We start from the raw sequence: 22756 nt of genomic DNA, 5'->3' as shown, positions 1-22756 counted from the left end.
TTCATCAGACAATCTGTGTGGGCACTGCAGGGGCAGGTTCTTTCAGGTAAGGAGGTGATCCAACCGCAGGTTCCCCTACGGTTACCTTGTTACGACTTCACCCCAGTCATGAATCACAAAGTGGTAAGCGCCCTCCCGGAGGTTAAGCTACCTACTTCTTTTGCAACCCACTCCCATGGTGTGACGGGCGGTGTGTACAAGGCCCGGGAACGTATTCACCGTGACATTCTGATTCACGATTACTAGCGATTCCGACTTCATGGAGTCGAGTTGCAGACTCCAATCCGGACTACGACGCACTTTATGAGGTCCGCTTGCTCTCGCGAGGTCGCTTCTCTTTGTATGCGCCATTGTAGCACGTGTGTAGCCCTGGTCGTAAGGGCCATGATGACTTGACGTCATCCCCACCTTCCTCCAGTTTATCACTGGCAGTCTCCTTTGAGTTCCCGGCCGGACCGCTGGCAACAAAGGATAAGGGTTGCGCTCGTTGCGGGACTTAACCCAACATTTCACAACACGAGCTGACGACAGCCATGCAGCACCTGTCTCACAGTTCCCGAAGGCACCCCGGCATCTCTGCCAGGTTCTGTGGATGTCAAGACCAGGTAAGGTTCTTCGCGTTGCATCGAATTAAACCACATGCTCCACCGCTTGTGCGGGCCCCAGTCAATTCATTTGAGTTTTAACCTTGCGGCCGTACTCCCCAGGCGGTCGACTTAACGCGTTAGCTCCGGAAGCCACGCCTCAAGGGCACAACCTCCAAGTCGACATCGTTTACGGCGTGGACTACCAGGGTATCTAATCCTGTTTGCTCCCCACGCTTTCGCACCTGAGCGTCAGTCTTCGTCCAGGAGGCCGCCTTCGCCACCGGTATTCCTCCAGATCTCTACGCATTTCACCGCTACACCTGGAATTCTACCTCCCTCTACGAGACTCAAGCCTGCCAGTTTCGAATGCAGTTCCCAGGTTGAGCCCGGGGATTTCACATCCGACTTGACAGACCGCCTGCGTGCGCTTTACGCCCAGTAATTCCGATTAACGCTTGCACCCTCCGTATTACCGCGGCTGCTGGCACGGAGTTAGCCGGTGCTTCTTCTGCGGGTAACGTCAATGAAAATGGTTATTAACCATTTCCCCTTCCTCCCCGCTGAAAGTACTTTACAACCCGAAGGCCTTCTTCATACACGCGGCATGGCTGCATCAGGCTTGCGCCCATTGTGCAATATTCCCCACTGCTGCCTCCCGTAGGAGTCTGGACCGTGTCTCAGTTCCAGTGTGGCTGGTCATCCTCTCAGACCAGCTAGGGATCGTCGCCTAGGTGAGCCTTTACCCCACCTACTAGCTAATCCCATCTGGGCACATCTGATGGCAAGAGGCCCGAAGGTCCCCCTCTTTGGTCTTGCGACGTTATGCGGTATTAGCTACCGTTTCCAGTAGTTATCCCCCTCCATCAGGCAGTTTCCCAGACTTTACTCACCCGTCCGCCACTCGTCAGCAAAGCAGCAAGCTGCTTCCTGTTACCGTCCGACTTGCATGTGTTAGGCCTGCCGCCAGCGTTCAATCTGAGCCATGATCAAACTCTTCAATTTAAGTTTGATGCTCACTGAATTAAACTTCGTAATGAATTACGTGTTCACCCGTGAGACTTGGTATTCATTTAGCGTCTTGCGACGTTCAAGAATCCATATCCCCTGAGTGCCCACACAGATTGTCTGATAAATTGTTAAAGAGCAGTTGCGACGCGCCCTGGCGCTCTGTCGCGAGGTGGCGTATATTACGCTTTCCTCTTTCAGAGTCAACCCTGAATTTCAGGATTTTTTCTCTTCCGTCGAAGCGACTATCTGGTGAAGTGATTCACGTTGTCGTGTCAACGGAGGCGCATTATAGGGATCCCAATTTTTAGCACAAGTCTTTTTGCGATCTTTTTTGCTGACTGCTGTTTTTTCATTCTTTTTGCTGCGATCCCGTACGATCTGCGCAAATAATGATACGTAAAAGACTTGCAGAAGGTGGATCGAATGATCAAAGTCATTATCTCGCCCTGTTTTCGATGAGGTATTTATGTCTAGCGTTTTACGCCCTTATAAGGATTTACTTCCCAAACTTGGTCAGCGAGTAATGGTTGATACAACCAGCGTGGTGATTGGCGATGTCAGAATTGCTGATGATGTGGGTATTTGGCCGCTGGTCGTGATTCGTGGCGATGTGAATTACGTAGAGATAGGCGCACGCAGTAATATCCAGGACGGTAGCGTTCTACATGTCACTCACCAGTCTTCTTATAATCCCGACGGCGATCCGCTGATTATTGGCGAGGATGTGACGGTAGGACATAAAGTCATGCTACACGGCTGCACTATTGGCAATCGCGTGCTGGTCGGGATGGGTTCAATATTACTTGATGGTGCCATTATTGAAGATGATGTCATGATCGGCGCGGGCAGCCTGGTGCCTCAAAATAAAAGGTTGGAAAGCGGTTTTCTTTATTTAGGCAGCCCGGTAAAACAGATCCGCCCCTTGAAGGAGGCGGAAATTGAAGGGTTAAGGTATTCAGCCAATAACTATGTTAAGTGGAAAGATGAGTATTTGAATCAAGAAAGCCAGACCACGCCTTGAGCGTCTTCTGCTTGCTGGCGGATAAGTTGTTCCGCCTCTTCTTCCAGATCCCAGCGATAATCACGAAAGAGCGCCAGATATTGTTCTGGCGTTTCGCCACCGTAGCGTTGCGCCAGCACGTCGCCTTTAATGGCACAAATGACCTGCATGCCATTGACCAGAGCAGGAAAACACACCGCCTGCATTGAAGCATTCCATTCCTCACGATCCGAAAACTGGATGGCCTGGTTCATTTCTCCAGTTCCTGCTTCAGCATGGCGATGACAGGTTCGACATCTGGCAGCACGCCATGCCACAGCAATACCGCGTGCGCCGCTTGCCCCACCAGCATCCCTAAACCGTCTGCACATTGCTTTGCGCCTAAACTTTCGCACCAGGCAAGAAATGGCGTTTTACCTTTTTGGTAGAACATGTCGTAGCAATAAAGACCGGGGTGAATAATTTTTTCCGGTAATGCCGGGATATCGCCACCAATACCGCTAGAGGTCGCATTGATAATCAGATCGAACTCATGACCACTCAGCGCATCCATCGCAATAGCGTCAATACTCCCCGTATGAGCAAAAAGTTCTGCCAGCTCTTGCGCCCGAGAATATGTACGGTTCGTGATGGTCACCGCACAATCCAGCGATAGTAAAGGAAGAATAACACCGCGCGCTGCGCCGCCCGCCCCTACCAAAAGGATACGAATGCCCGGACGGATGAATGCCAGCCGTTGCAAATCGCTCAACAAACCAATTCCATCGGTGTTATCACCGAGCAAGCGGCCATCTTCAAGACGTTTTAAGGTGTTTACCGCCCCCGCCAGCGCCGCGCGCTCGGTCAACTCATCGGCACGAGCAAACGCCTCTTCTTTAAACGGCACGGTAATATTCGCGCCTTTGCCACCCGCCTTAAAAAAAGCATTCAGCGTATTCACAAAGTCGTCCACAGGCGCAAGAACACGTCCATACGAGTGCTCAATGTTCAGTTGGCTGGCGAATTGCTGGTGTATAAACGGCGATTTGCTATGGCTAATGGGATTGCCAAAGACGACGTAAGATTCCATACAATTACCCCTGACGGAAAAGTTCGCCGGTAAGGGCGTCACGGATTTCAGAAGGATTCTGCCGGCCACCGGTTGGGACATCAACCACCGGGAAACCCGGGCCAAATTGCTCGATTACTTCCTGGGCGGTTCTGCAGGGCGGCAAGCCAGACAAGTTAGCGCTCGTCGAAACCAGCGGCTTATCGTAGGCTTCACACAGCTCAATCACCAACGGGTGGTCGGTTACGCGCACAGCTAAAGAGTCGAAACGCCCTGTTAACCAGCGCGGCGTACTCGGTTTAGCTGGAAAAACAAATGTTACCGGGCCGGGCCAGCACGCAAAGATGGCTTGACGCTGCGCATCATCCAGCATGCTGTCATCTATATAGGGTTTTAGCTGTTCATAATTTGCAGCAATAAGGATTAAGCCTTTATCCACAGGCCGCTGTTTCAGTTCGAGGAGGCGATGCACAGCAATTTCGCTGTCAGGATCACAGCCGACACCGAAGACAGCTTCTGTTGGATAAGCGATGACGTGTTCTTTGTTCAGGATCTCCACCATTGAAGCGATGGGATCTGTTGGCAGGTTATTCTTCACGAGTTTGTTCCGCCGTAACCGGCTTTCCACATTGTTTACTGGCACAAAAGCGCTTAACGCCCTGCGCGGTTTTCTTTTCGATAAGCAACGGGTAATGGCAGACTGCACATTCACCCGCCACAGGTTTGAAATTGATGACGAACTGGCAATCGGGATAGCGATCGCAGGAATAGAAAGTTTTACCGTATCGGGAACGACGTTGTACCAAATGCCCGCTCTGGCATTGCGGACAGGTAATTGCGGTTTCGTCTGGCTTATCAATCAGTTCGGTATGTTCACATTCCGGATATTGGCTACATCCGATAAACATACCAAAACGCCCCTGCCGCAATACCATCGCAGCACCACAAAGAGGGCACAACTGACCTTCCAGAACTTTGACGATATGTCCATCCGCTTGGCTTTTCAGGGGGCGGACATAATCGCATTCCGGATAGTGGGAACATCCGAGAAACGGACCATGTTTCCCGGAACGTATAACAAGTTCAGCCCCGCATTGCGGGCAGGGCTCGTTGTTGCGCACCGCAAATAGCGCTGATTTGGCCATAACGACTCTTGAAGCTACAAAAATGATTAGTGCAGCATACCTTCATTCACTTCAAAGAGTAATTCTTCCATTTGCTGGTAGGCGTTTTCGCAACCCGGGATATTGAAGAGAACCATCAGGATGACCCATTTCAGGTCTTCCAGTTCAAACTCTGCCGTATCCAGCGCCAGCACACGTTCAATCACCATTTCTCGCGTTTCGAGGTTTAGCACCTGAATCTGCTCAAGGAATAATAGGAATCCCCGGCAACTGGCATCCAGCCGTTCACTCTCTTCAGCGGTGTAGATACGCAATGAGAGCGGATCTGAAGCAAGCTGCATCGGTTCGGCAAGGCCTTCCTGATAATCAGCCAGCTTTTCCAGCCACAAAAGTGCATTGTAGATATCTTCACGATCAAATCCGGCGTCGGTAAGATCCCGTTCCAGTTTGTCCTGATCCACACGCATTTCAGCTTCGTTATGGATGTAAGTCTCAAACAAGTACATTAGTACGTCGAACATGGCTTGCCCTCCTCAATCGGACATAGCCGCCGGGTACAGCTGCGATCCACCCTGCTAACTCCAGTTCAAGCAATTGAGCGGCTGTGACTGGCACAGGTTGGCCGGCACGTTCAGCGACGACGTCAACAGGTGTTACCTCATCTCCTACGTTAGCCAGGAGCTCAGGAAATGGCAATGCCACCTTTTCGTCTTCTGGAGAATAAATTGCATTTTCGCGGGTTTCTTGCACCCAATTCAGCCCGTATTGCAAATTTTCAAGAATTTCTTCAGCGCAGGTCACGGGCGTTGCGCCTTGTTTTAATAACCAGTGGGGGCCTTCACTCCCAGGGCTGCCGATGGCTCCGGGTAAAGCAAAAACTTCCCGACCTTGTTCAAGCGCGAGTCGGGCTGTTACCAGCGAGCCGCTGCGCAACGCAGCTTCTACGACCATCACGCCACGACTAAGACCGCTGATAATACGGTTACGACGCGGAAAGTGTCCCGGCTTTGGTGTAGCCGCCAATGGAAACTCCGATACAAGCGCACCGCCATTATCCAGTAATTGAGCGGCGAGTGCCGTATGCCTGCGCGGATAAAGGCTATATAAGCCATTACCCAATACACCAATACTTTTTCCGCGCACATGCGTTGCCGCACGATGAGCAATGCTATCAATCCCCAATGCCATCCCGCTGGTAATGGTTAAACCCGCGCGGGCAAGCGTCTCACAAAAAATGCGTCCCCAGCGTTCGCCATACCAGGAATGTGCTCGGCTACCTACCACGGCCAGTTGCTGCGTCTTTAATACAGCAAGATCGCCTTTCACAAATAACGCGCCGGGATAATCAACGATAGCTCGCAGCGATGCGGGATATGCTTCATCACTCGCGATGATCAAATGGTGATGAGGCTCAGTAAGCCAACTCTGACACTGGTCGAGCTCCCGCGCAGACAAAGAGAAAAAGCGGCGGGTTTGCGCAACAGTTAACCCGAAACGTTGAAGCTCTGCGGCAGTAACACCGCTATTTTTCTCCAGCCATTGCGCAGCGCTAAGCCACTCGTCTCCGCATAAGTCACCAACCTGTATCAGCCGTAACCAAATTTCCGTGGACATCATCCTTTTTTCTCCTGCCACAAGCCGCTCTGGCGATCCTTGCGATTGGTCACTGATGCTGTCAATCGGAGGGGGATTTGTCTAGAATAGAGGTAATATTCTTTACAACTCCTGAACACGACTCTGGATATTTATGGCAGTTTTGCATGTGTTACATATTCCGGACGAGCGCCTTCGCAAAGTCGCCGAGCCGGTAAAAGAAGTGAATGCGGATATTCAACGTATCGTCGATGATATGTTTGAAACTATGTACGCAGAAGAAGGTATTGGTCTCGCAGCAACACAAGTTGATATTCATCAGCGCATTATCGTTATTGATGTTTCCGAAAATCGCGATGAGCAGTTGGTGCTGATTAACCCGGAGCTGCTAGAAAAAAGCGGAGAAACGGGAATCGAAGAAGGCTGTCTGTCTATTCCGGAGCAACGTGCACTGGTACCACGAGCTGAGAAAGTTAAGATTCGCGCGCTGGATCGTGATGGAAAAACGTTTGAACTGGAAGCTGATGGTCTGCTGGCGATTTGTATCCAACATGAAATGGATCATCTGGTGGGCAAATTGTTTATTGATTACCTGTCGCCGATGAAACGTCAGCGTATCCGCCAGAAAGTCGAAAAACTGGATCGTATGAACGCCCGTGCATAAGACGGGTAGAAAAGGATAAACGTGTCAGAATCTCTACGTATTATTTTCGCCGGCACTCCTGACTTCGCAGCGCGTCATCTTGACGCGCTGTTGTCTTCTGAGCATCAGATCGTTGGGGTTTTTACCCAACCTGATCGCCCTGCCGGTCGCGGTAAAAAACTAATGCCAAGCCCGGTGAAAGTACTGGCGGAAGAAAAAGGGTTACCTGTATTCCAGCCTGTATCTTTGCGCGCGCAGGAAAATCAGCAAATCGTTACCGACCTCAATGCTGATGTCATGGTCGTTGTCGCTTACGGGCTGATTCTGCCAAAAGCTGTGCTGAGCATGCCTCGTCTTGGCTGCATCAATGTACATGGCTCATTACTTCCACGCTGGCGCGGTGCGGCGCCTATTCAGCGCGCATTATGGGCCGGCGACGCTGAAACGGGCGTCACTATCATGCAAATGGATGTAGGGCTGGATACCGGTGATATGCTGTACAAACTCGCCTGCCCAATCACGCCTGAAGATACAAGCGCCACGCTGTACGACAAATTGGCACAGCTCGGCCCGCAAGGGCTTATCGAGACGCTGCAGCAGCTTGCGCAAGGTAACGCGCAACCGCACGTACAAGACGAAGCACTGGTGACCTATGCTGAAAAACTCAGCAAAGAAGAAGCCCGCATGGACTGGACGTTGAGCGCTGCCCAGCTTGAGCGCTGCATCCGCGCGTTCAACCCATGGCCAATGAGCTGGTTTATGATTGATGATCAGCCGGTGAAAGCCTGGCAAGCCTCCGTCATTCCTACGTCTGTAAAGGCTGAACCCGGCACGATCGTTGACGCTTCTAAAGCCGGGATTCAGGTCGCTACTGCCGATGGGATTCTGAACCTTGAATCGCTGCAACCTGCGGGTAAAAAAGCGATGAGCGCGCAGGATCTATTAAATTCACGGCGGGAATGGTTTGTCCCTGGCAACCGTCTGGCCTGACACTGATTTTTAGCCCGGTTTTGCCGGGCATTTTTATTTTGTGGCTATGAAAAAACAAATGAATTTACGCAGCATGGCTGCGCAGGCGGTTGAACAGGTCATTGAACAGGGGCAATCGCTCAGCAACATTCTTCCGCCGTTACAACAAAAAGTTTCCGACAAAGACAAAGCACTGCTCCAGGAGCTGTGCTTTGGCGTGCTGCGCGTGCTGCCTCAGCTTGACTGGCTCATCAATAAATTGATGTCTCGGCCGATGACGGGCAAACAACGCACTGTGCACTATTTGATTATGGTTGGGTTTTACCAACTTCTGCATACGCGTATCCCGCCACATGCGGCACTGGCAGAAACCGTGGAGGGCGCGGTAGTCATTAAGCGCCCACAGCTTAAGGGTTTAATCAATGGCGTGCTGCGACAGTTTCAACGTCAGCAGGAAGAGTTACTCGCTGAATTCGCAAAAAGTGACAGCCAATATCTCTTCCCGTCATGGTTGATCAAGCGTTTGCAGAAAGCGTACCCACAACAGTGGCAGCAAATTATTGATGCCAGCAATCAACGACCGCCAATGTGGTTGCGCGTCAATCGTCAGCACCATACGCGGGACGGCTGGCTGGCGCTGCTGGAGGAAACAGGTCAGCAAGGATTTGTACATGCGAATTACCCTGATGCTGTGCGCCTGGCCAATGCCGCACCGGTAACGTCGCTTCCCGGTTTTGCCGAAGGATGGGTTACCGTCCAGGATGCTTCTGCCCAAGGTTGTATTACATACCTTGCACCGCAAAACGGCGAACGTGTTCTCGATCTCTGCGCTGCACCAGGCGGGAAGACAACACATATCCTGGAAGCTGCCCCGGAAGCCAGCGTATTGGCAGTCGATATTGATGAACAACGTTTATCGCGTGTTTACGACAACCTGAAGCGTTTGGGAATGAAAGCTCAGGTGAAACAAGGCGATGGACGTTTTCCCGCGCAGTGGTGTGAAAATGAGCAATTCGATCGCATCCTACTGGATGCCCCTTGCTCTGCAACGGGCGTTATTCGTCGTCACCCTGACATTAAATGGCTGCGCCGCGATCGCGACATTCCTGAACTGGCACAGCTGCAATCGGAAATTCTCGACGCTATCTGGCCGCATTTGAAAACCGGCGGTACGCTGGTATACGCAACGTGTTCGATCCTGCCTGAGGAGAACAGCCAGCAGGTTGCCGCTTTCCTCGAACGCACGCCTGACGCGCAACTGAGTGTCACCGGTACGCTGGATCAACCCGGGCTGCAGAATCTGCCAGGCGCGGAGGAAGGTGATGGCTTCTTTTACGCTAAGATAATCAAACAGTGATAAAGGCAACGGGTCACAGCAGATGAAAATAATTATTCTGGGTGCAGGGCAGGTCGGCGGCACGCTGGCGGAAAACCTGGTCGGAGAGAATAACGATATTACCGTTGTCGATACCAATGGCGATCGTCTGCGTATTTTGCAGGACAAATTTGATCTGCGCGTCGTACAAGGGCATGGATCGCATCCGCGAGTGTTGCGTGAAGCTGGCGCCGATGATGCGGACATGCTGGTCGCGGTCACCAGCTCAGACGAAACCAATATGGTTGCCTGTCAGGTTGCCTATTCACTGTTCAACACACCAAACCGCATTGCTCGTATTCGTTCACCGGATTATGTGCGTGACGCGGATAAGTTATTCCACTCCGAAGCGGTGCCTATCGATCATCTGATCGCGCCGGAACAGTTGGTCATCGACAGTATTTATCGCCTGATTGAATATCCGGGCGCGTTGCAAGTGGTGAATTTTGCGGAAGGCAAAGTGAGCCTGGCTGTGGTGAAAGCGTATTATGGTGGCCCACTTGTCGGTAACGCGCTTTCGACTATGCGCGAACATATGCCGCACATTGATACTCGCGTGGCGGCGATTTTCCGCCACGATCGTCCTATCCGTCCGCAGGGTTCAACGATAGTTGAAGCCGGTGATGAAGTGTTTTTTATCGCGGCATCGCAGCACATTCGTGCTGTTATGAGTGAATTGCAGAGGCTGGAAAAGCCCTATAAACGCATCATGCTGGTTGGCGGCGGGAATATTGGCGCCGGGCTGGCGCAGCAGTTGGAAAAGGATTACAGCGTGAAGCTGATCGAACGCGATCAACAGCGCGCGGCTGAGCTGGCTGAAAAACTACAAAATACCATCGTTTTTTATGGTGATGCGTCGGATCAAGAACTGCTGGCCGAAGAGCATATTGATCAGGTGGATCTGTTTATTGCCGTCACCAACGATGATGAAGCCAATATTATGTCGGCGATGCTGGCCAAGCGTATGGGCGCAAAAAAGGTGATGGTGCTCATCCAGCGACGGGCTTATGTCGATCTGGTGCAGGGAAGCGTGATCGACATAGCGATCTCTCCGCAGCAAGCGACTATTTCCGCATTGCTCAGCCACGTGCGAAAAGCGGATATAGTTGGCGTCTCTTCATTGCGCCGCGGGGTAGCGGAAGCAATCGAAGCAGTTGCACATGGTGATGAAACGACATCACGGGTTGTCGGTCGCGTTATTGATGACATTAAACTTCCGCCTGGTACGATTATTGGTGCCGTAGTGCGTGGTAATGACGTGATGATCGCCAATGATAATTTGCGCATTGAGCAGGGCGATCATGTGATTATGTTTTTGACTGATAAAAAATATATCACTGACGTTGAGCGTCTATTCCAGCCCAGTCCCTTCTTCCTTTAGTAATTTGGGACGCACTATTGAGCGTCCCTTTTTATTCCCTATGTTTGTAAGGGGCTAAGAAATCTCACTAATTTAGGCCATCAAATGGAAATTGCTCCGTATGTTGTTAGACTTATTGTGACGTACAGCACATGGAGAAAACGATGAGTATGTTAAAAGAATTCCGCGAATTCGCGATGCGCGGAAATGTAGTCGATTTGGCAGTAGGTGTAATTATCGGTGCAGCATTCGGTAAAATAGTTTCATCGCTGGTTGCCGATATCATTATGCCGCCATTGGGTTTATTAATTGGCGGGATCGATTTTAAACAGTTTGCGCTGATATTACGTGACGCTCAGGGAGATGTACCCGCTGTCGTCATGCATTACGGCGTCTTCATTCAGAATATTTTTGATTTCATCATTGTCGCTTTTGCCATTTTCCTGGCGATTAAAGTGATCAATAAACTGAAACGCAAACATGAAGAACAGCCGAAAACACCACCGGCACCGAGTAAAGAAGAAGTGTTGCTGAGTGAAATCCGCGATCTGCTGAAAGAGCAAAACAATCGCAGTTAAGCAGATGCAAGAAGGCCAGTGGTAAATAAGCGATTCGCTTGCTTGCCACTGGCCTCCTGAAAGCCTCGTTTAGTATGTTTATTCTTCCGCAGATAACTCCCTTTTCCTTTCTTATTTTTCTCGACACGTTGCCGAAACAGCGGGTCATGTAGTAGCGCCTCAATGGCGTTATCGTTAATCTGCCCTTTGGTATGTTGATAGCGGCTCATTATTTCTCCAGATTGTATGTGAAAACGGGCGAAGTGTAGACTTCCCGATTCATAAGATCAACTGCGCACGGTATTCGGGTTACTACCTACTCCCTGTTCCAGAGCTTCAAGAATTGAACAATAGACACTGCTGTGAGCTGTCCCACAACATGCATCATTGAGTTTTTGTAATGAGCGGCGCATTGACTGCAATTCTTCTATTCGCGCTTCGACTTCGCTAAGCCGCTCTTGCACAATGCTTTTCGATTCCTGGCATGTATGGTGTTCTGGATCGATACGGATCGACAGAAGCTCGCGAATTGACTCAAGGGTAAAACCTAATTGCCGGGCATGACGAATGAATTTCAGGCGCTGCAGGTCTTTGTCGGTGTAGAGACGAAAGCCACCCTCGGTTCGTACTTCATGATCCATCATCTGCTGCTTTTCGTAATAACGGATTGTGTCCGGGGTGACGTCCGCCATTTTTGCAATTTCACCAATGCGGTACATGGTTACTACTACTCCTCGTTGATCTTTTGTAGCAGCTGCGCTGCGTACTCCCCACGGAGAAAATCGGTGCTTAGTCCTGCTTGCCGTAGTTTCAGCTCAAGTAATGACAATCGACGATTAAGTTCATGGTATTGCGGATGATCATCTTGAACGCTGGTAAGCAGATCGATAAGTGCCACAGCTTCTTTCCGATATTCGAGCTCCGGCGGAAGGCAACTTGCATTCTTTAACAAACGATATCCAGCACGGAGCTCATTCGGGACATGCGAATCATCATCCAAAAAGAGGGGTTCGCCGCTACCAGCAAGATTGTCAAACTCACCCTTTTGCTGGGCATCAAGGATATGCCGTTCTGCCCACTGATCAAGTAACCACATTATGGCCTCCCGGGGGTTGAACAAAAAAGGTACACGTATTGTAGGAGTGTGTAGATGTGGAGGGTATAAAAAAACCCGCCGAGGCGGGTTTTTTTACGTTACTACAGATTACTCTGCAGCAGCTTCTGCTTTCGGCTCGGCGCGATCAACCAGCTCGATGTAAGCCATCGGAGCATTGTCACCAGCACGGAAGCCACACTTCAGAATGCGAGTGTAACCACCGGCACGGCTCGCGAAACGCGGGCCCAGCTCATTAAACAGTTTTGCCACGATCTCGTTATCACGAGTGCGGGCGAATGCCAGACGACGATTAGCAACGCTATCAGTCTTGGCAAGAGTAATCAGCGGCTCAACTACGCGACGCAGCTCTTTAGCTTTCGGCAGAGTCGTCTTGATGATCTCATGACGAACCAAAGAACCTGCCATGTTACGGAACATGGCCTGGCGATGGCTGCTGTTGCGGTTCAGTTGACGACCACTCTTACGATGGCGCATGACCTTATCCTTCTCAGTAAAACCTTAACCTGTGATCCGGTTACTCGTCAGCAATGCTTGCCGGCGGCCAGTTTTCCAGGCGCATGCCCAGAGACAGACCACGTGAAGCCAGCACGTCTTTAATCTCGGTAAGAGATTTTTTACCCAGGTTCGGCGTTTTCAGCAACTCAACCTCAGTACGCTGTACCAGATCACCGATATAGTGGATAGCTTCTGCCTTAAGGCAGTTAGCAGAGCGGACAGTCAATTCCAGATCGTCAACAGGGCGCAGCAGGATCGGATCGAATTCTGGTTTCTCTTCTTTAACTTCCGGCTGACGTACATCACGTAAGTCAACGAAAGCTTCAAGTTGTTCTGCCAGGATGGTTGCCGCACGACGAATCGCCTCTTCAGGATCGATTGTGCCATTGGTTTCCATTTCGATGACCAGCTTGTCCAGGTCGGTACGCTGTTCAACACGTGCTGCTTCAACATTATAGGCAATTCGCTCTACAGGGCTGTAGCACGCATCAACCAGCAGACGGCCGATCGGGCGCTCATCTTCTTCCGAATGAATTCGGGCAGACGCCGGCACATAACCACGCCCGCGCTGAACTTTGATACGCATATTGATAGATGCGTTTTCATCGGTCAGGTGGCAGATCACATGCTGCGGCTTGACGATTTCGACATCACCGTCGTGGGTAATGTCGGCTGCGGTCACAGGGCCAATGCCAGATTTATTCAGAGTAAGAATAACATCATCTTTACCCTGAACTCTCACCGCCAGCCCTTTCAGGTTGAGCAGGATTTCAAGGATATCTTCCTGAACGCCTTCTTTGGTGCTGTACTCATGAAGTACACCATCAATCTCAACCTCAGTCACCGCGCAACCCGGCATCGATGAGAGCAGAATACGGCGCAGTGCGTTACCCAGAGTATGGCCAAAGCCACGCTCTAAAGGCTCAAGGGTCACCTTGGCGTGCGTCGAACTCACTTGCTCGATATCTACCAGGCGCGGTTTTAGAAACTCTGTCACAGAACCCTGCATTGTGTCCTCTCTTTGGTACTAAGCTTTACTTGGAGTAAAGCTCGACGATCAGGTGTTCGTTAATGTCCGCAGACAGATCAGAACGCTCCGGCTTACGCTTGAACGTGCCTTCCATCTTGCCAGCATCAACTTCCAGCCAGGTTGGCTTTTCACGCTGCTCAGCCAGCTCCAGAGCGGCTTTCACGCGAGACTGCTTTTTCGCTTTCTCACGAATGCTAACCACGTCATTCGGACTAACCTGATAAGAAGCGATGTTAACAACACGACCGTTTACCATGATTGCTTTATGGCTGACCAGCTGACGTGCTTCTGCACGAGTGGCACCGAAGCCCATACGGTATACAACGTTGTCCAGACGACCTTCCAGCAGAGCCAACAGGTTTTCACCGGTATTGCCTTTCAGACGTGCTGCTTCTTTGTAGTAGTTACGGAACTGACGCTCCAGCACACCGTAGATACGGCGAACTTTTTGCTTTTCACGCAACTGCACACCATAGTCAGACAGACGCGGTTTACGCGCACCGTGCTGGCCAGGAGCTTGTTCAATTTTACACTTGGTATCGATCGCGCGAACGCCAGACTTAAGGAACAGGTCTGTGCCCTCACGACGGCTCAGCTTGAGCTTAGGACCCAAATATCTTGCCATTTTCTTTCTCCAACAATCCTAGAAAACGACCGCGTTATACGCGACGTTTTTTCGGCGGACGACAACCGTTGTGAGGGATCGGAGTCACATCAGTAATATTAGTGATGCGGAAACCAGCGGCGTTCAGAGCACGAATGGTAGATTCGCGGCCCGGACCCGGTCCCTTAACCATAACTTCCAGATTCTTGATGCCGTATTCTTTTACGGCTTCAGCGCAACGCTCTGCTGCAACCTGAGCTGCAAACGGAGTGGATTTACGAGAACCACGGAAACCGGAACCACCGGCTGTTGCCCAACCCAGCGCGTTACCCTGACGATCAGTAATAGTAACGATGGTGTTGTTGAAAGAAGCATGGATATGAGCCACGCCGTCAGAGACTTGTTTTCTTACACGTTTACGTGCACGAATTGGTGCCTTTGCCATTATTCAATCACCCCGATTATTTCTTGATCGGTTTGCGCGGACCCTTACGGGTACGTGCGTTGGTCTTGGTACGCTGACCGCGAACCGGGAGACCACGACGATGACGCAAACCGCGATAGCAACCAAGGTCCATAAGGCGCTTGATGCTCATGCTAACTTCACGGCGCAGATCACCTTCAACGACAAATTTGGCAACTTCGTCACGCAGCGTGTCGATTTGTTCTTCAGACAGCTCACTGATCTTAACATTCTCAGCGATGCCCGCGGCAGCCAGAATGGCTTGAGAGCGGGTTTTGCCGACACCGTAGATCGAAGTTAATGCGATCACAGCATGTTTTTGATCAGGAATGTTAATGCCTGCTATACGGGCCACTATGCACTCCTATAATTTTACTTGCACGCTCCATGCTGAAAAGCCCGTTTTCAGGATACTCAAATGGAAACGTACAGACATACAAAAGATTGGCTGGCTAATCTAGCCAGCTCAACCCAACTTTGCAAGAAAAATATGCGAAATAATCAGCCTTGGCGCTGTTTATGCTTCGGCTCGGCACTGCAAATCACACGGATGACGCCATCACGCTTAACGATTTTGCAGTTACGGCATAATTTCTTGACGGAAGCACGAACTTTCATTTTTACTCTCCGTAACTTCTCGGGCGACCATTAACGGCCGTAGCCTTTCAGGTTCGCCTTCTTCAATGCAGACTCATACTGACTGGACATCATTAGAGTTTGCACTTGAGCCATAAAGTCCATAATCACGACAACAACGATAAGCAGGGAGGTCCCACCGAAGTAGAACGGTACTTTCATTGCATCACGCATGAACTCCGGGATCAGGCAGATAAAAGTAATATAGAGCGCACCGACCAAAGTCAGACGGGTCATTACTTTATCGATATACTTCGCCGTTTGCTCTCCCGGACGAATTCCTGGTACAAATGCACCGGACTTCTTCAGGTTATCTGCTGTTTCACGCGGGTTGAAAACCAACGCCGTGTAAAAGAAACAGAAGAAGATGATTGCAGACGCATAGAGTAACACATAAAGCGGTTGCCCAGGCTGCAAATACAGCGAAATTGTTGTCAGCCAGTTCCAACCAGTACCGCCCCCGAACCATGACGCGATGGTAGCCGGGAACAGAATAATACTGGAAGCGAAGATTGCCGGGATTACCCCCGCCATATTCACTTTCAGCGGTAAATGTGTGCTCTGAGCAGCATAGACACGACGGCCTTGCTGACGTTTCGCGTAGTTCACCACAATGCGGCGTTGACCACGTTCAACGAAAACAACAAAGAACGTCACTGCGAATACTAATACTGCAACCAACAGCAACAGGAGGAAGTGCAGGTCGCCTTGACGCGCTTGCTCGATAGTATGGGCAATGGCTGGCGGAAGACCCGCCACAATGCCGGCAAAGATAATGATCGAGATACCGTTACCGATACCGCGTTCAGTAATCTGTTCACCGAGCCACATCAGGAACATTGTTCCTGTAACCAGACTCACAACAGCGGTGAAATAGAATGCAAAGCCTGGATTCATTACCAGACCTTGCATACCAGGCATATTCGGTAAACCGGTAGCAATACCGATCGACTGGAATATGGCCAACACCAGAGTACCGTAACGGGTGTACTGGCTGATCTTACGACGACCAGACTCCCCTTCTTTCTTCAACTCCGCCAGGGCCGGATGAACGACCGTTAACAGCTGGATAATAATTGATGCCGAAATATACGGCATAATACCCAGAGCAAAGATAGAAGCACGGCTGAGAGCACCACCAGAGAACATGTTAAACATTTCAATGATGGTGCCACGCTGTTGCTCAAGCAGTTTGGCAAGTACAGCGGCATCAATACCAGGGATCGGAATAAAAGAGCCAATACGGAACACAATCAACGCACCGATAACAAACAGCAGTCTGCGTTTCAGTTCGCCAATTCCACCCTTGGCACTTTGAAAATCTAATCCCGGTTGTTTAGCCATCTGCTACTTATTCCTCAATTTTACCGCCAGCAGCTTCGATAGCAGCACGAGCGCCTTTAGACACACGAAGGCCACGAACAGTTACCGGACGAGCTACTTCACCAGCCAGGATCACTTTCGCGAACTCGATCTGGATGCCGATAATGTTAGCCGCTTTCAGCGTGTTCAGGTCTACTACGTCGCCTTCTACTTTAGCCAGATCGGACAGACGAATTTCTGCCGTAATCATTGACTTACGCGAAGTGAAACCGAATTTCGGCAGACGACGGTACAGAGGCATCTGACCACCTTCGAAACCGCGACGTACGCCACCGCCAGAACGAGACTTCTGACCTTTGTGACCACGACCACCGGTTTTACCGAGGCCAGAACCGATACCACGACCCAGGCGTTTACCCGCCTTTTTAGAGCCTTCGGCCGGAGACAGAGTATTTAAACGCATCTCTTACTCCTCAACTTTAACCATGAAGGAAACCGCGTTGACCATACCGCGAATCGCAGGAGTATCCTCACGTTCAACAGTATGACCAATACGACGCAGACCCAGGCCAAGCAGCGTTGCCTTGTGTTTCGGCAGACGACCGATTGCACTGCGGGTTTGAGTGATTTTAATAGTCTTTGCCATGGTCAATTACCCCAGAATTTCTTCAACGGATTTACCACGCTTGGCAGCGACCATTTCTGGAGACTTCATATTTTCCAGGCCATCAATAGTTGCACGAACCACGTTGATCGGGTTGGTGGAACCATATGCTTTAGCCAGAACGTTATGAACCCCAGCGACTTCCAGAACGGCGCGCATTGCACCACCGGCAATAATACCGGTACCTTCGGAAGCCGGCTGCATGAATACACGAGAACCCGTGTGAGTACCCTTAACCGGGTGCTGCAGGGTGCCGTGGTTCAGCGCGACGTTAATCATATTGCGACGGGCTTTTTCCATCGCTTTCTGGATCGCTGCCGGAACTTCACGCGCTTTACCGTAACCAAAACCAACGCGACCATTACCATCACCAACAACAGTCAGAGCTGTGAAGGAGAAAATACGACCACCTTTAACGGTTTTAGATACGCGGTTAACCGCGATCAGCTTTTCCTGCAGTTCGCCAGCTTGTTTTTCGATGTGAGCCATCTTACACCTCTACCTTAGAACTGAAGGCCAGCTTCACGGGCAGCATCTGCCAGTGCCTGGACGCGACCATGATATTGGAACCCGGAACGGTCAAAGGACACATCTTTAATGCCTTTTTCCAGAGCGCGTTCAGCAACAGCTTTACCTACAGCTGCGGCCGCGTCTTTGTTACCGGTGTACTTCAGTTGTTCAGAGATAGCTTTTTCTACAGTAGAAGCAGCTACCAGAACTTCAGAACCATTCGATGCGATTACCTGGGCGTAAATATGACGCGGGGTACGATGTACCACCAGGCGGGTCGCACCAAGCTCTTTGAGCTTGCGGCGTGCGCGGGTCGCACGACGGATACGAGCAGATTTCTTATCCATAGTGTTACCTTACTTCTTCTTAGCCTCTTTGGTACGCACGACTTCGTCGGCGTAACGAACACCCTTGCCTTTATAAGGCTCAGGACGACGGTAGGCGCGCAGATCTGCTGCAACCTGACCGATCAGCTGTTTATCCGCACCTTTCAGTACGATTTCAGTCTGAGTCGGGCATTCTGCAGTGATACCGGCCGGCAGTTGATGGTCAACAGGATGAGAGAAACCCAGTGCCAGGTTTACTACATTCCCTTTGACCGCTGCGCGGTAACCTACACCAACCAGCTGCAGCTTCTTAGTGAAGCCTTCGGTAACACCGATAACCATTGAGTTCAGCAGGGCACGCGCGGTACCAGCCTGAGCCCAACCGTCTACGTAACCATCACGCGGACCGAAAGTCAGAGCATTGTCTGCTTGGTTAACTTCAACAGCATCGTTGAGAGTACGAGTCAGCTCGCCGTTTTTACCTTTGATCGTGATAACCTGACCGTTGAGTTTAACGTCAACGCCGGCAGGAATAACGACCGGTGCTTTAGCAACACGAGACATTGTTTCCTCCGATTAGGCTACGTAGCAGATAATTTCGCCACCAAGACCAGCTTGGCGCGCTGCACGATCAGTCATAACACCTTTAGAGGTAGAAACAACTGCGATACCCATACCACCCATAACTTTCGGCAGCTCATCTTTTTTCTTATAGATGCGCAGACCTGGGCGGCTGATACGCTGAATGCTTTCTACCACAGCTTTACCCTGGAAGTACTTAAGAGTTACTTCCAGTTCCGGCTTGGTGTCGCCTTCAATTTTGAAATCTTCAATAAAACCTTCTTCCTTCAGCACGTTGGCAATTGCCACTTTCAGCCTGGAGGAAGGCATGGTGACCGCAGCTTTGTTCGCGGTCTGACCGTTACGGATACGGGTCAGCATATCCGCGATCGGATCTTGCATGCTCATCTGTCTTTACTCCCGTGATTCAATTGGTGACAATTACCAGCTAGCCTTTTTCAGACCCGGGATTTCACCGCGCATTGCGGATTCACGGACCTTGATACGGCTCAACCCGAACTTCCGCAGGAAACCATGCGGACGACCAGTTTGACGGCAGCGGTTACGCTGACGAGACGGGCTGGAATCACGCGGCAGACTCTGCAGCTTGAGAACAGCGTTCCAACGATCTTCGTCGGAAGCGTTCACATCAGAAATGATCGCTTTCAGTTCAGCGCGTTTCGCGAAGTATTTTTCAGCTAAAGCTACGCGTTTAACTTCGCGTGCTTTCATAGATTGCTTAGCCATGAAGTAACCCTACCTTACTTGCGGAACGGGAAGTCAAAGGCAGCCAGCAGAGCACGGCCTTCTTCGTCAGATTTCGCAGTAGTGGTAATGGTAATATCCAAACCACGCACGCGATCGACCTTATCGTAGTCGATTTCTGGGAAGATAATCTGCTCACGGACACCCATGCTGTAGTTACCACGACCGTCGAAAGACTTAGCGGACAAGCCACGGAAGTCACGGATACGAGGTACAGCAATAGTGATCAGGCGCTCAAAGAACTCCCACATGCGTTCGCCACGCAGAGTCACTTTACAGCCGATCGGATAGCCCTGACGGATTTTGAAGCCCGCAACAGATTTGCGCGCTTTGGTGATCAACGGTTTTTGACCGGAGATTGCTGCCAGGTCAGCTGCTGCGTTATCCAGCAGTTTCTTGTCAGCGATCGCTTCACCAACACCCATATTCAGGGTGATCTTCTCGACCCGAGGGACTTGCATGACAGAATTGTAGCTAAACTCAGTCATGAGTTTCTTAACTACTTCGTCTTTGTAGTAATCATGCAGTTTCGCCATCGTACTACTCCAAATTACTTGATAGTTTCGCTGTTAGACTTGAAGAAACGGACTTTTTTGCCGTCTTCGAATCTAAAGCCTACACGGTCGGCCTTGCCGGTTGCCGCATTGAAGATCGCAACGTTAGAAACCTGAATTGCAGCTTCTTTTTCAACGATGCCACCCGGTTGGTTCAGGGCCGGAACCGGCTTCTGATGTTTTTTAACCAGGTTGATACCTTCAACAATGATCTTGCCGGAAGACAGGACATTTTTTACTTTACCGCGCTTACCTTTATCTTTACCGGTTAACACGATAACTTCGTCATCACGACGGATTTTAGCTGCCATGATTCGCTCCTTAGAGTACTTCTGGTGCCAGAGAGATGATTTTCATAAACTTCTCAGAACGAAGTTCACGAGTAACCGGCCCAAAAATACGCGTACCGATTGGCTGCTCGCTGTTGTTGTTCAAAAGAACACAAGCATTGCCATCGAAGCGAACGACAGAACCGTCAGGGCGACGAACACCCTTCTTGGTGCGCACCACTACCGCCTTCAGCACATCACCTTTTTTGACCTTACCACGCGGAATTGCTTCTTTGATGGTGATCTTGATGATGTCGCCTACGCCTGCGTAGCGACGGTGCGAGCCACCCAGAACCTTGATACACATTACGCGACGTGCACCGGAGTTGTCGGCGACGTTCAGCATAGTCTGTTCTTGGATCATTTCAGTGCTCCGCTAATGTCAACTACTACTGAAGACCCCAGAATCAGGGTCGATAAAAAGCCCCATATCGGGGGCGCAGCATTATAACACCGCTTCCTAGATATGGGTAGAAAAAATAAACGGCTCATCGCTGAGCCGTTTATTCGTTTGAGAACGCGTACTGTATTACAGAACCGCTTTCTCTACAACGCGAACCAGCGTCCAGGACTTGGTCTTGGACAGCGGACGGCATTCGCGGATTTCAACCACGTCACCAGTACCGCATTCGTTGTTCTCGTCATGTACGTGCAGTTTAGTCGTACGTTTGATGAATTTACCGTAGATCGGGTGTTTCACGAAACGTTCGATAGCTACAACAATGGATTTCTCCATCTTGTCGCTAACAACACGACCTTGCAGAGTACGGATTTTATCGGTCATTACGCACCCGCCTTCTCAGTCAGTAAAGTCTTAACTCGTGCGACATCACGACGCACTTGCTTCAACAGGTGAGTCTGTTGCAGCTGGCCACTTGCAGCCTGCATACGCAGGTTGAACTGCTCGCGCAGCAGGTTAAGCAGCTCGGTGTTCAGCTCTTCAACGCTCTTTTCACGCAGCTCTTTTGCTTTCATTACATCACCGTCTTAGTTACAAAGGTGGTTTTAATCGGCAGTTTTGCTGCTGCCAGCTCGAAGGCTTCACGGGCCAGCTCTTCCGGAACACCGTCCATTTCATACAGGACTTTACCCGGTTGAATCAAGGCAACCCAATACTCCACGTTACCTTTACCTTTACCCATACGAACTTCCAGCGGCTTCTCGGTGATCGGTTTGTCCGGGAATACACGGATCCAGATCTTACCCTGACGCTTAACAGCACGAGTCATAGCACGACGTGCTGCTTCGATCTGACGAGCGGTCAGACGACCACGGCCAACAGCTTTCAGACCGTAAGTGCCGAAGCTCACATCCGTGCCCTGCGCGAGACCACGGTTGCGGCCTTTGTGCACTTTACGGAATTTTGTACGCTTTGGTTGTAACATCAGCGACGCTCCTTATTTACGGCCTTTACGCTGCTGCTTTTTAGGTTGAGCAGCCGGTTTTTCCGGTTGTTCAACTGCAGCCATACCACCAAGGATCTCACCTTTGAAGATCCACACTTTTACGCCGATTACACCGTAAGTGGTGTGCGCTTCGGAGGTGTTGTAGTCAATGTCAGCGCGCAGAGTGTGCAGCGGAACGCGACCTTCACGGTACCATTCGGTACGTGCGATCTCAGCGCCGCCCAGACGGCCGCTAACTTCAACTTTGATACCTTTAGCGCCCAGACGCATGGCGTTCTGTACAGCACGCTTCATAGCACGACGGAACATAACACGACGTTCCAGCTGAGAAGTGATGCTGTCAGCAACCAGTTTTGCGTCCAGTTCAGGTTTACGAACTTCGGCGATATTGATCTGTGCAGGAACGCCAGCGATATCCGCTACGACCTTGCGCAGTTTTTCAACGTCTTCACCTTTCTTACCGATAACGATACCCGGGCGAGCAGTGTGAATGGTTACACGAATGCTTTTAGCCGGACGCTCGATAACGATACGAGATACAGACGCTTTAGCCAGTTCCTTAGTCAGGTACTGACGTACTTTAAAGTCGCTGTCCAGGTTGTCAGCGAATTCTTTGGTGTTCGCAAACCAAGTAGAGTTCCATGGTTTTACAATACCCAGGCGAATACCATTAGGATGTACTTTCTGACCCATTGCTAGTCTCCAGAGT

36 protein-coding genes and 1 rRNA gene are annotated in these 22756 nt (G+C 50.6%); 6 read left to right on the top strand and 31 right to left on the bottom strand.

Annotation, left to right across the window (positions count from 1 at the left end; translation table 11 throughout):
• Nucleotides 1-47: 47 nt before the first annotated feature.
• Nucleotides 48-1589, bottom strand: a 16S ribosomal RNA gene (locus AAEY27_RS02300).
• A 472-nt stretch (nt 1590-2061) separates the two neighbouring features.
• Between AAEY27_RS02300 and AAEY27_RS02295 the strand changes: the two genes are divergently transcribed.
• Nucleotides 2062-2616 (top strand): gamma carbonic anhydrase family protein, encoded by a 555-nt coding sequence (locus AAEY27_RS02295; RefSeq protein WP_342323324.1) that lies wholly within the window; start codon nt 2062-2064, stop codon nt 2614-2616.
• Here AAEY27_RS02295 and AAEY27_RS02290 read toward each other — a convergent pair.
• Genes AAEY27_RS02290 through dprA form a run of 6 tightly spaced genes read right to left on the bottom strand, consistent with a single transcriptional unit; the run spans nt 2592 to nt 6384 of the window.
• A complete protein-coding gene (locus AAEY27_RS02290) occupies nt 2592-2849 on the bottom strand; it encodes a DUF1488 domain-containing protein (RefSeq protein ID WP_342323323.1) in 258 nt (85 codons plus the stop codon). The two genes, AAEY27_RS02295 and AAEY27_RS02290, sit on opposite strands and share 25 nt — an antisense overlap.
• Nucleotides 2846-3664, bottom strand: a complete 819-nt coding sequence (gene aroE / locus AAEY27_RS02285; RefSeq protein WP_342323322.1) for a shikimate dehydrogenase — start codon at nt 3662-3664, stop codon at nt 2846-2848. The genes AAEY27_RS02290 and aroE overlap by 4 nt, the downstream gene beginning before the upstream one ends.
• Before the next feature lie 4 nt (nt 3665-3668).
• Nucleotides 3669-4241: an L-threonylcarbamoyladenylate synthase type 1 TsaC gene (tsaC, locus tag AAEY27_RS02280; RefSeq protein ID WP_342323321.1), complete on the bottom strand. Its 573-nt coding sequence runs from the start codon at nt 4239-4241 to the stop codon at nt 3669-3671.
• Nucleotides 4231-4788: a DNA topoisomerase family protein gene (locus AAEY27_RS02275; RefSeq protein WP_342323320.1), complete on the bottom strand. Its 558-nt coding sequence runs from the start codon at nt 4786-4788 to the stop codon at nt 4231-4233. The genes tsaC and AAEY27_RS02275 overlap by 11 nt, the downstream gene beginning before the upstream one ends.
• Before the next feature lie 26 nt (nt 4789-4814).
• Nucleotides 4815-5288, bottom strand: a complete 474-nt coding sequence (smg, locus tag AAEY27_RS02270; RefSeq protein WP_342323319.1) for a DUF494 family protein Smg — start codon at nt 5286-5288, stop codon at nt 4815-4817.
• Entirely contained in the window at nt 5260-6384 is a 1125-nt protein-coding gene (gene dprA, locus AAEY27_RS02265; RefSeq protein ID WP_342323318.1) for a DNA-protecting protein DprA, read from the bottom strand. Before dprA ends, smg begins: the two co-directional genes overlap by 29 nt.
• A gap of 130 nt (nt 6385-6514) precedes the next feature.
• Between dprA and def the strand changes: the two genes are divergently transcribed.
• From def to mscL, 5 genes are all read left to right on the top strand, one after another.
• Entirely contained in the window at nt 6515-7024 is a 510-nt protein-coding gene (gene def, locus AAEY27_RS02260) for a peptide deformylase (protein ID WP_007369833.1), read from the top strand.
• 21 nt (nt 7025-7045) lie between these two features.
• The gene (gene fmt, locus AAEY27_RS02255; RefSeq protein WP_342323317.1) at nt 7046-7993 is read left to right on the top strand and encodes a methionyl-tRNA formyltransferase; all 948 of its coding nucleotides are present in this window, start codon (nt 7046-7048) and stop codon (nt 7991-7993) included.
• 46 nt (nt 7994-8039) lie between these two features.
• Entirely contained in the window at nt 8040-9329 is a 1290-nt protein-coding gene (gene rsmB, locus AAEY27_RS02250; protein WP_342325439.1) for a 16S rRNA (cytosine(967)-C(5))-methyltransferase RsmB, read from the top strand.
• 22 nt (nt 9330-9351) lie between these two features.
• Nucleotides 9352-10728 carry a Trk system potassium transporter TrkA gene (gene trkA / locus AAEY27_RS02245; protein ID WP_342323316.1) on the top strand — a complete coding sequence of 459 codons (1377 nt, stop codon included), beginning with the start codon at nt 9352-9354 and terminating at the stop codon, nt 10726-10728.
• Between the two features lie 143 nt (nt 10729-10871).
• Nucleotides 10872-11285 (top strand): large-conductance mechanosensitive channel protein MscL, encoded by a 414-nt coding sequence (mscL, locus tag AAEY27_RS02240; protein WP_342325437.1) that lies wholly within the window; start codon nt 10872-10874, stop codon nt 11283-11285.
• Here the strand turns inward: mscL and AAEY27_RS02235 are convergent.
• From AAEY27_RS02235 to rpsC, 24 genes are all read right to left on the bottom strand, one after another.
• Nucleotides 11282-11494: an alternative ribosome-rescue factor A gene (locus tag AAEY27_RS02235; RefSeq protein ID WP_342323315.1), complete on the bottom strand. Its 213-nt coding sequence runs from the start codon at nt 11492-11494 to the stop codon at nt 11282-11284. The genes mscL and AAEY27_RS02235 overlap by 4 nt on opposite strands.
• A 57-nt stretch (nt 11495-11551) precedes the next feature.
• Nucleotides 11552-11983, bottom strand: coding sequence for a Zn(2+)-responsive transcriptional regulator (zntR, locus tag AAEY27_RS02230; RefSeq protein WP_342323314.1), 432 nt, complete (start codon nt 11981-11983; stop codon nt 11552-11554).
• An 8-nt stretch (nt 11984-11991) separates the two neighbouring features.
• The gene (locus AAEY27_RS02225; RefSeq protein ID WP_342323313.1) at nt 11992-12360 is read right to left on the bottom strand and encodes a DUF1992 domain-containing protein; all 369 of its coding nucleotides are present in this window, start codon (nt 12358-12360) and stop codon (nt 11992-11994) included.
• 108 nt (nt 12361-12468) lie between these two features.
• Nucleotides 12469-12855: a 50S ribosomal protein L17 gene (gene rplQ, locus AAEY27_RS02220; RefSeq protein ID WP_002919206.1), complete on the bottom strand. Its 387-nt coding sequence runs from the start codon at nt 12853-12855 to the stop codon at nt 12469-12471.
• A gap of 40 nt (nt 12856-12895) precedes the next feature.
• Entirely contained in the window at nt 12896-13885 is a 990-nt protein-coding gene (locus AAEY27_RS02215) for a DNA-directed RNA polymerase subunit alpha (RefSeq protein WP_007369825.1), read from the bottom strand.
• A gap of 25 nt (nt 13886-13910) precedes the next feature.
• Nucleotides 13911-14531, bottom strand: a complete 621-nt coding sequence (gene rpsD, locus AAEY27_RS02210; RefSeq protein WP_000135224.1) for a 30S ribosomal protein S4 — start codon at nt 14529-14531, stop codon at nt 13911-13913.
• A 34-nt stretch (nt 14532-14565) separates the two neighbouring features.
• Nucleotides 14566-14955 carry a 30S ribosomal protein S11 gene (gene rpsK, locus AAEY27_RS02205; RefSeq protein ID WP_002919257.1) on the bottom strand — a complete coding sequence of 130 codons (390 nt, stop codon included), beginning with the start codon at nt 14953-14955 and terminating at the stop codon, nt 14566-14568.
• A 16-nt stretch (nt 14956-14971) separates the two neighbouring features.
• Nucleotides 14972-15328, bottom strand: a complete 357-nt coding sequence (rpsM, locus tag AAEY27_RS02200; RefSeq protein WP_023479435.1) for a 30S ribosomal protein S13 — start codon at nt 15326-15328, stop codon at nt 14972-14974.
• A 146-nt stretch (nt 15329-15474) separates the two neighbouring features.
• Complete coding sequence (gene rpmJ / locus AAEY27_RS02195; protein WP_000868187.1) at nt 15475-15591, bottom strand: 50S ribosomal protein L36; 117 nt, start codon at nt 15589-15591, stop codon at nt 15475-15477.
• A gap of 30 nt (nt 15592-15621) precedes the next feature.
• Nucleotides 15622-16953, bottom strand: coding sequence for a preprotein translocase subunit SecY (gene secY / locus AAEY27_RS02190; RefSeq protein WP_007369823.1), 1332 nt, complete (start codon nt 16951-16953; stop codon nt 15622-15624).
• 7 nt (nt 16954-16960) lie between these two features.
• Complete coding sequence (gene rplO, locus AAEY27_RS02185) at nt 16961-17395, bottom strand: 50S ribosomal protein L15 (protein WP_342323312.1); 435 nt, start codon at nt 17393-17395, stop codon at nt 16961-16963.
• Between the two features lie 3 nt (nt 17396-17398).
• A complete protein-coding gene (gene rpmD, locus AAEY27_RS02180) occupies nt 17399-17578 on the bottom strand; it encodes a 50S ribosomal protein L30 (RefSeq protein WP_079805475.1) in 180 nt (59 codons plus the stop codon).
• A 6-nt stretch (nt 17579-17584) separates the two neighbouring features.
• Entirely contained in the window at nt 17585-18085 is a 501-nt protein-coding gene (gene rpsE / locus AAEY27_RS02175; protein ID WP_007369821.1) for a 30S ribosomal protein S5, read from the bottom strand.
• 14 nt (nt 18086-18099) lie between these two features.
• On the bottom strand, nt 18100-18453 hold the full coding sequence (gene rplR, locus AAEY27_RS02170; protein ID WP_017460073.1) for a 50S ribosomal protein L18: 354 nt from the start codon (nt 18451-18453) through the stop codon (nt 18100-18102).
• Nucleotides 18454-18462: 9 nt separating this feature from the next.
• Nucleotides 18463-18996: a 50S ribosomal protein L6 gene (gene rplF, locus AAEY27_RS02165; protein ID WP_342323311.1), complete on the bottom strand. Its 534-nt coding sequence runs from the start codon at nt 18994-18996 to the stop codon at nt 18463-18465.
• Between the two features lie 12 nt (nt 18997-19008).
• Complete coding sequence (gene rpsH / locus AAEY27_RS02160; RefSeq protein ID WP_342323310.1) at nt 19009-19401, bottom strand: 30S ribosomal protein S8; 393 nt, start codon at nt 19399-19401, stop codon at nt 19009-19011.
• Between the two features lie 33 nt (nt 19402-19434).
• A complete protein-coding gene (rpsN, locus tag AAEY27_RS02155; RefSeq protein WP_007369817.1) occupies nt 19435-19740 on the bottom strand; it encodes a 30S ribosomal protein S14 in 306 nt (101 codons plus the stop codon).
• A gap of 14 nt (nt 19741-19754) precedes the next feature.
• Nucleotides 19755-20294 carry a 50S ribosomal protein L5 gene (gene rplE, locus AAEY27_RS02150; RefSeq protein ID WP_074780829.1) on the bottom strand — a complete coding sequence of 180 codons (540 nt, stop codon included), beginning with the start codon at nt 20292-20294 and terminating at the stop codon, nt 19755-19757.
• Between the two features lie 14 nt (nt 20295-20308).
• Complete coding sequence (gene rplX / locus AAEY27_RS02145; protein ID WP_007369816.1) at nt 20309-20623, bottom strand: 50S ribosomal protein L24; 315 nt, start codon at nt 20621-20623, stop codon at nt 20309-20311.
• Between the two features lie 10 nt (nt 20624-20633).
• On the bottom strand, nt 20634-21005 hold the full coding sequence (rplN, locus tag AAEY27_RS02140; RefSeq protein WP_004388611.1) for a 50S ribosomal protein L14: 372 nt from the start codon (nt 21003-21005) through the stop codon (nt 20634-20636).
• A gap of 165 nt (nt 21006-21170) precedes the next feature.
• A complete protein-coding gene (gene rpsQ / locus AAEY27_RS02135; RefSeq protein WP_003031120.1) occupies nt 21171-21425 on the bottom strand; it encodes a 30S ribosomal protein S17 in 255 nt (84 codons plus the stop codon).
• Complete coding sequence (gene rpmC / locus AAEY27_RS02130; protein WP_004388609.1) at nt 21425-21616, bottom strand: 50S ribosomal protein L29; 192 nt, start codon at nt 21614-21616, stop codon at nt 21425-21427. Before rpmC ends, rpsQ begins: the two co-directional genes overlap by 1 nt.
• Complete coding sequence (rplP, locus tag AAEY27_RS02125; RefSeq protein ID WP_007369814.1) at nt 21616-22026, bottom strand: 50S ribosomal protein L16; 411 nt, start codon at nt 22024-22026, stop codon at nt 21616-21618. Before rplP ends, rpmC begins: the two co-directional genes overlap by 1 nt.
• A 12-nt stretch (nt 22027-22038) precedes the next feature.
• Entirely contained in the window at nt 22039-22740 is a 702-nt protein-coding gene (gene rpsC, locus AAEY27_RS02120; RefSeq protein WP_000529945.1) for a 30S ribosomal protein S3, read from the bottom strand.
• Between the last annotated feature and the right edge of the window lie 16 nt (nt 22741-22756).

It is taken from the genome of Kosakonia sp. BYX6, assembly GCF_038449125.1.
Taxonomy (GTDB): domain Bacteria; phylum Pseudomonadota; class Gammaproteobacteria; order Enterobacterales; family Enterobacteriaceae; genus Kosakonia; species Kosakonia calanthes.
The sequence above is the reverse complement of the archived record's forward strand: the minus strand, read 5'-3'. Positions and strand labels throughout refer to the sequence as shown.

Coding starts and splice junctions, on each gene's coding strand:
- rplQ (WP_002919206.1), bottom strand. CDS start 12,855: ATGCGCCATCGTAAGAGTGGTCGTCAACTGAACCGCAACAGCAGCCAT.
- rpmC (WP_004388609.1), bottom strand. CDS start 21,616: ATGAAAGCAAAAGAGCTGCGTGAAAAGAGCGTTGAAGAGCTGAACACC.
- rplR (WP_017460073.1), bottom strand. CDS start 18,453: ATGGATAAGAAATCTGCTCGTATCCGTCGTGCGACCCGCGCACGCCGC.
- rplF (WP_342323311.1), bottom strand. CDS start 18,996: ATGTCTCGTGTTGCTAAAGCACCGGTCGTTATTCCTGCCGGCGTTGAC.
- rpsH (WP_342323310.1), bottom strand. CDS start 19,401: ATGAGCATGCAAGATCCGATCGCGGATATGCTGACCCGTATCCGTAAC.
- def (WP_007369833.1), top strand. CDS start 6,515: ATGGCAGTTTTGCATGTGTTACATATTCCGGACGAGCGCCTTCGCAAA.
- rpsK (WP_002919257.1), bottom strand. CDS start 14,955: ATGGCAAAGGCACCAATTCGTGCACGTAAACGTGTAAGAAAACAAGTC.
- rplN (WP_004388611.1), bottom strand. CDS start 21,005: ATGATCCAAGAACAGACTATGCTGAACGTCGCCGACAACTCCGGTGCA.
- rpsC (WP_000529945.1), bottom strand. CDS start 22,740: ATGGGTCAGAAAGTACATCCTAATGGTATTCGCCTGGGTATTGTAAAA.
- rplX (WP_007369816.1), bottom strand. CDS start 20,623: ATGGCAGCTAAAATCCGTCGTGATGACGAAGTTATCGTGTTAACCGGT.
- rpsN (WP_007369817.1), bottom strand. CDS start 19,740: ATGGCTAAGCAATCTATGAAAGCACGCGAAGTTAAACGCGTAGCTTTA.
- rpsE (WP_007369821.1), bottom strand. CDS start 18,085: ATGGCTCACATCGAAAAACAAGCTGGCGAACTGCAGGAAAAGCTGATC.
- AAEY27_RS02275 (WP_342323320.1), bottom strand. CDS start 4,788: ATGGCCAAATCAGCGCTATTTGCGGTGCGCAACAACGAGCCCTGCCCG.
- AAEY27_RS02215 (WP_007369825.1), bottom strand. CDS start 13,885: ATGCAGGGTTCTGTGACAGAGTTTCTAAAACCGCGCCTGGTAGATATC.
- mscL (WP_342325437.1), top strand. CDS start 10,872: ATGAGTATGTTAAAAGAATTCCGCGAATTCGCGATGCGCGGAAATGTA.
- dprA (WP_342323318.1), bottom strand. CDS start 6,384: ATGATGTCCACGGAAATTTGGTTACGGCTGATACAGGTTGGTGACTTA.
- rplP (WP_007369814.1), bottom strand. CDS start 22,026: ATGTTACAACCAAAGCGTACAAAATTCCGTAAAGTGCACAAAGGCCGC.
- AAEY27_RS02295 (WP_342323324.1), top strand. CDS start 2,062: ATGTCTAGCGTTTTACGCCCTTATAAGGATTTACTTCCCAAACTTGGT.
- rpsQ (WP_003031120.1), bottom strand. CDS start 21,425: ATGACCGATAAAATCCGTACTCTGCAAGGTCGTGTTGTTAGCGACAAG.
- trkA (WP_342323316.1), top strand. CDS start 9,352: ATGAAAATAATTATTCTGGGTGCAGGGCAGGTCGGCGGCACGCTGGCG.
- rplE (WP_074780829.1), bottom strand. CDS start 20,294: ATGGCGAAACTGCATGATTACTACAAAGACGAAGTAGTTAAGAAACTC.
- rplO (WP_342323312.1), bottom strand. CDS start 17,395: ATGCGTTTAAATACTCTGTCTCCGGCCGAAGGCTCTAAAAAGGCGGGT.
- rsmB (WP_342325439.1), top strand. CDS start 8,040: ATGAAAAAACAAATGAATTTACGCAGCATGGCTGCGCAGGCGGTTGAA.
- secY (WP_007369823.1), bottom strand. CDS start 16,953: ATGGCTAAACAACCGGGATTAGATTTTCAAAGTGCCAAGGGTGGAATT.
- rpsD (WP_000135224.1), bottom strand. CDS start 14,531: ATGGCAAGATATTTGGGTCCTAAGCTCAAGCTGAGCCGTCGTGAGGGC.
- AAEY27_RS02225 (WP_342323313.1), bottom strand. CDS start 12,360: ATGTGGTTACTTGATCAGTGGGCAGAACGGCATATCCTTGATGCCCAG.
- zntR (WP_342323314.1), bottom strand. CDS start 11,983: ATGTACCGCATTGGTGAAATTGCAAAAATGGCGGACGTCACCCCGGAC.
- aroE (WP_342323322.1), bottom strand. CDS start 3,664: ATGGAATCTTACGTCGTCTTTGGCAATCCCATTAGCCATAGCAAATCG.
- AAEY27_RS02235 (WP_342323315.1), bottom strand. CDS start 11,494: ATGAGCCGCTATCAACATACCAAAGGGCAGATTAACGATAACGCCATT.
- rpmJ (WP_000868187.1), bottom strand. CDS start 15,591: ATGAAAGTTCGTGCTTCCGTCAAGAAATTATGCCGTAACTGCAAAATC.
- rpmD (WP_079805475.1), bottom strand. CDS start 17,578: ATGGCAAAGACTATTAAAATCACTCAAACCCGCAGTGCAATCGGTCGT.
- AAEY27_RS02290 (WP_342323323.1), bottom strand. CDS start 2,849: ATGAACCAGGCCATCCAGTTTTCGGATCGTGAGGAATGGAATGCTTCA.
- smg (WP_342323319.1), bottom strand. CDS start 5,288: ATGTTCGACGTACTAATGTACTTGTTTGAGACTTACATCCATAACGAA.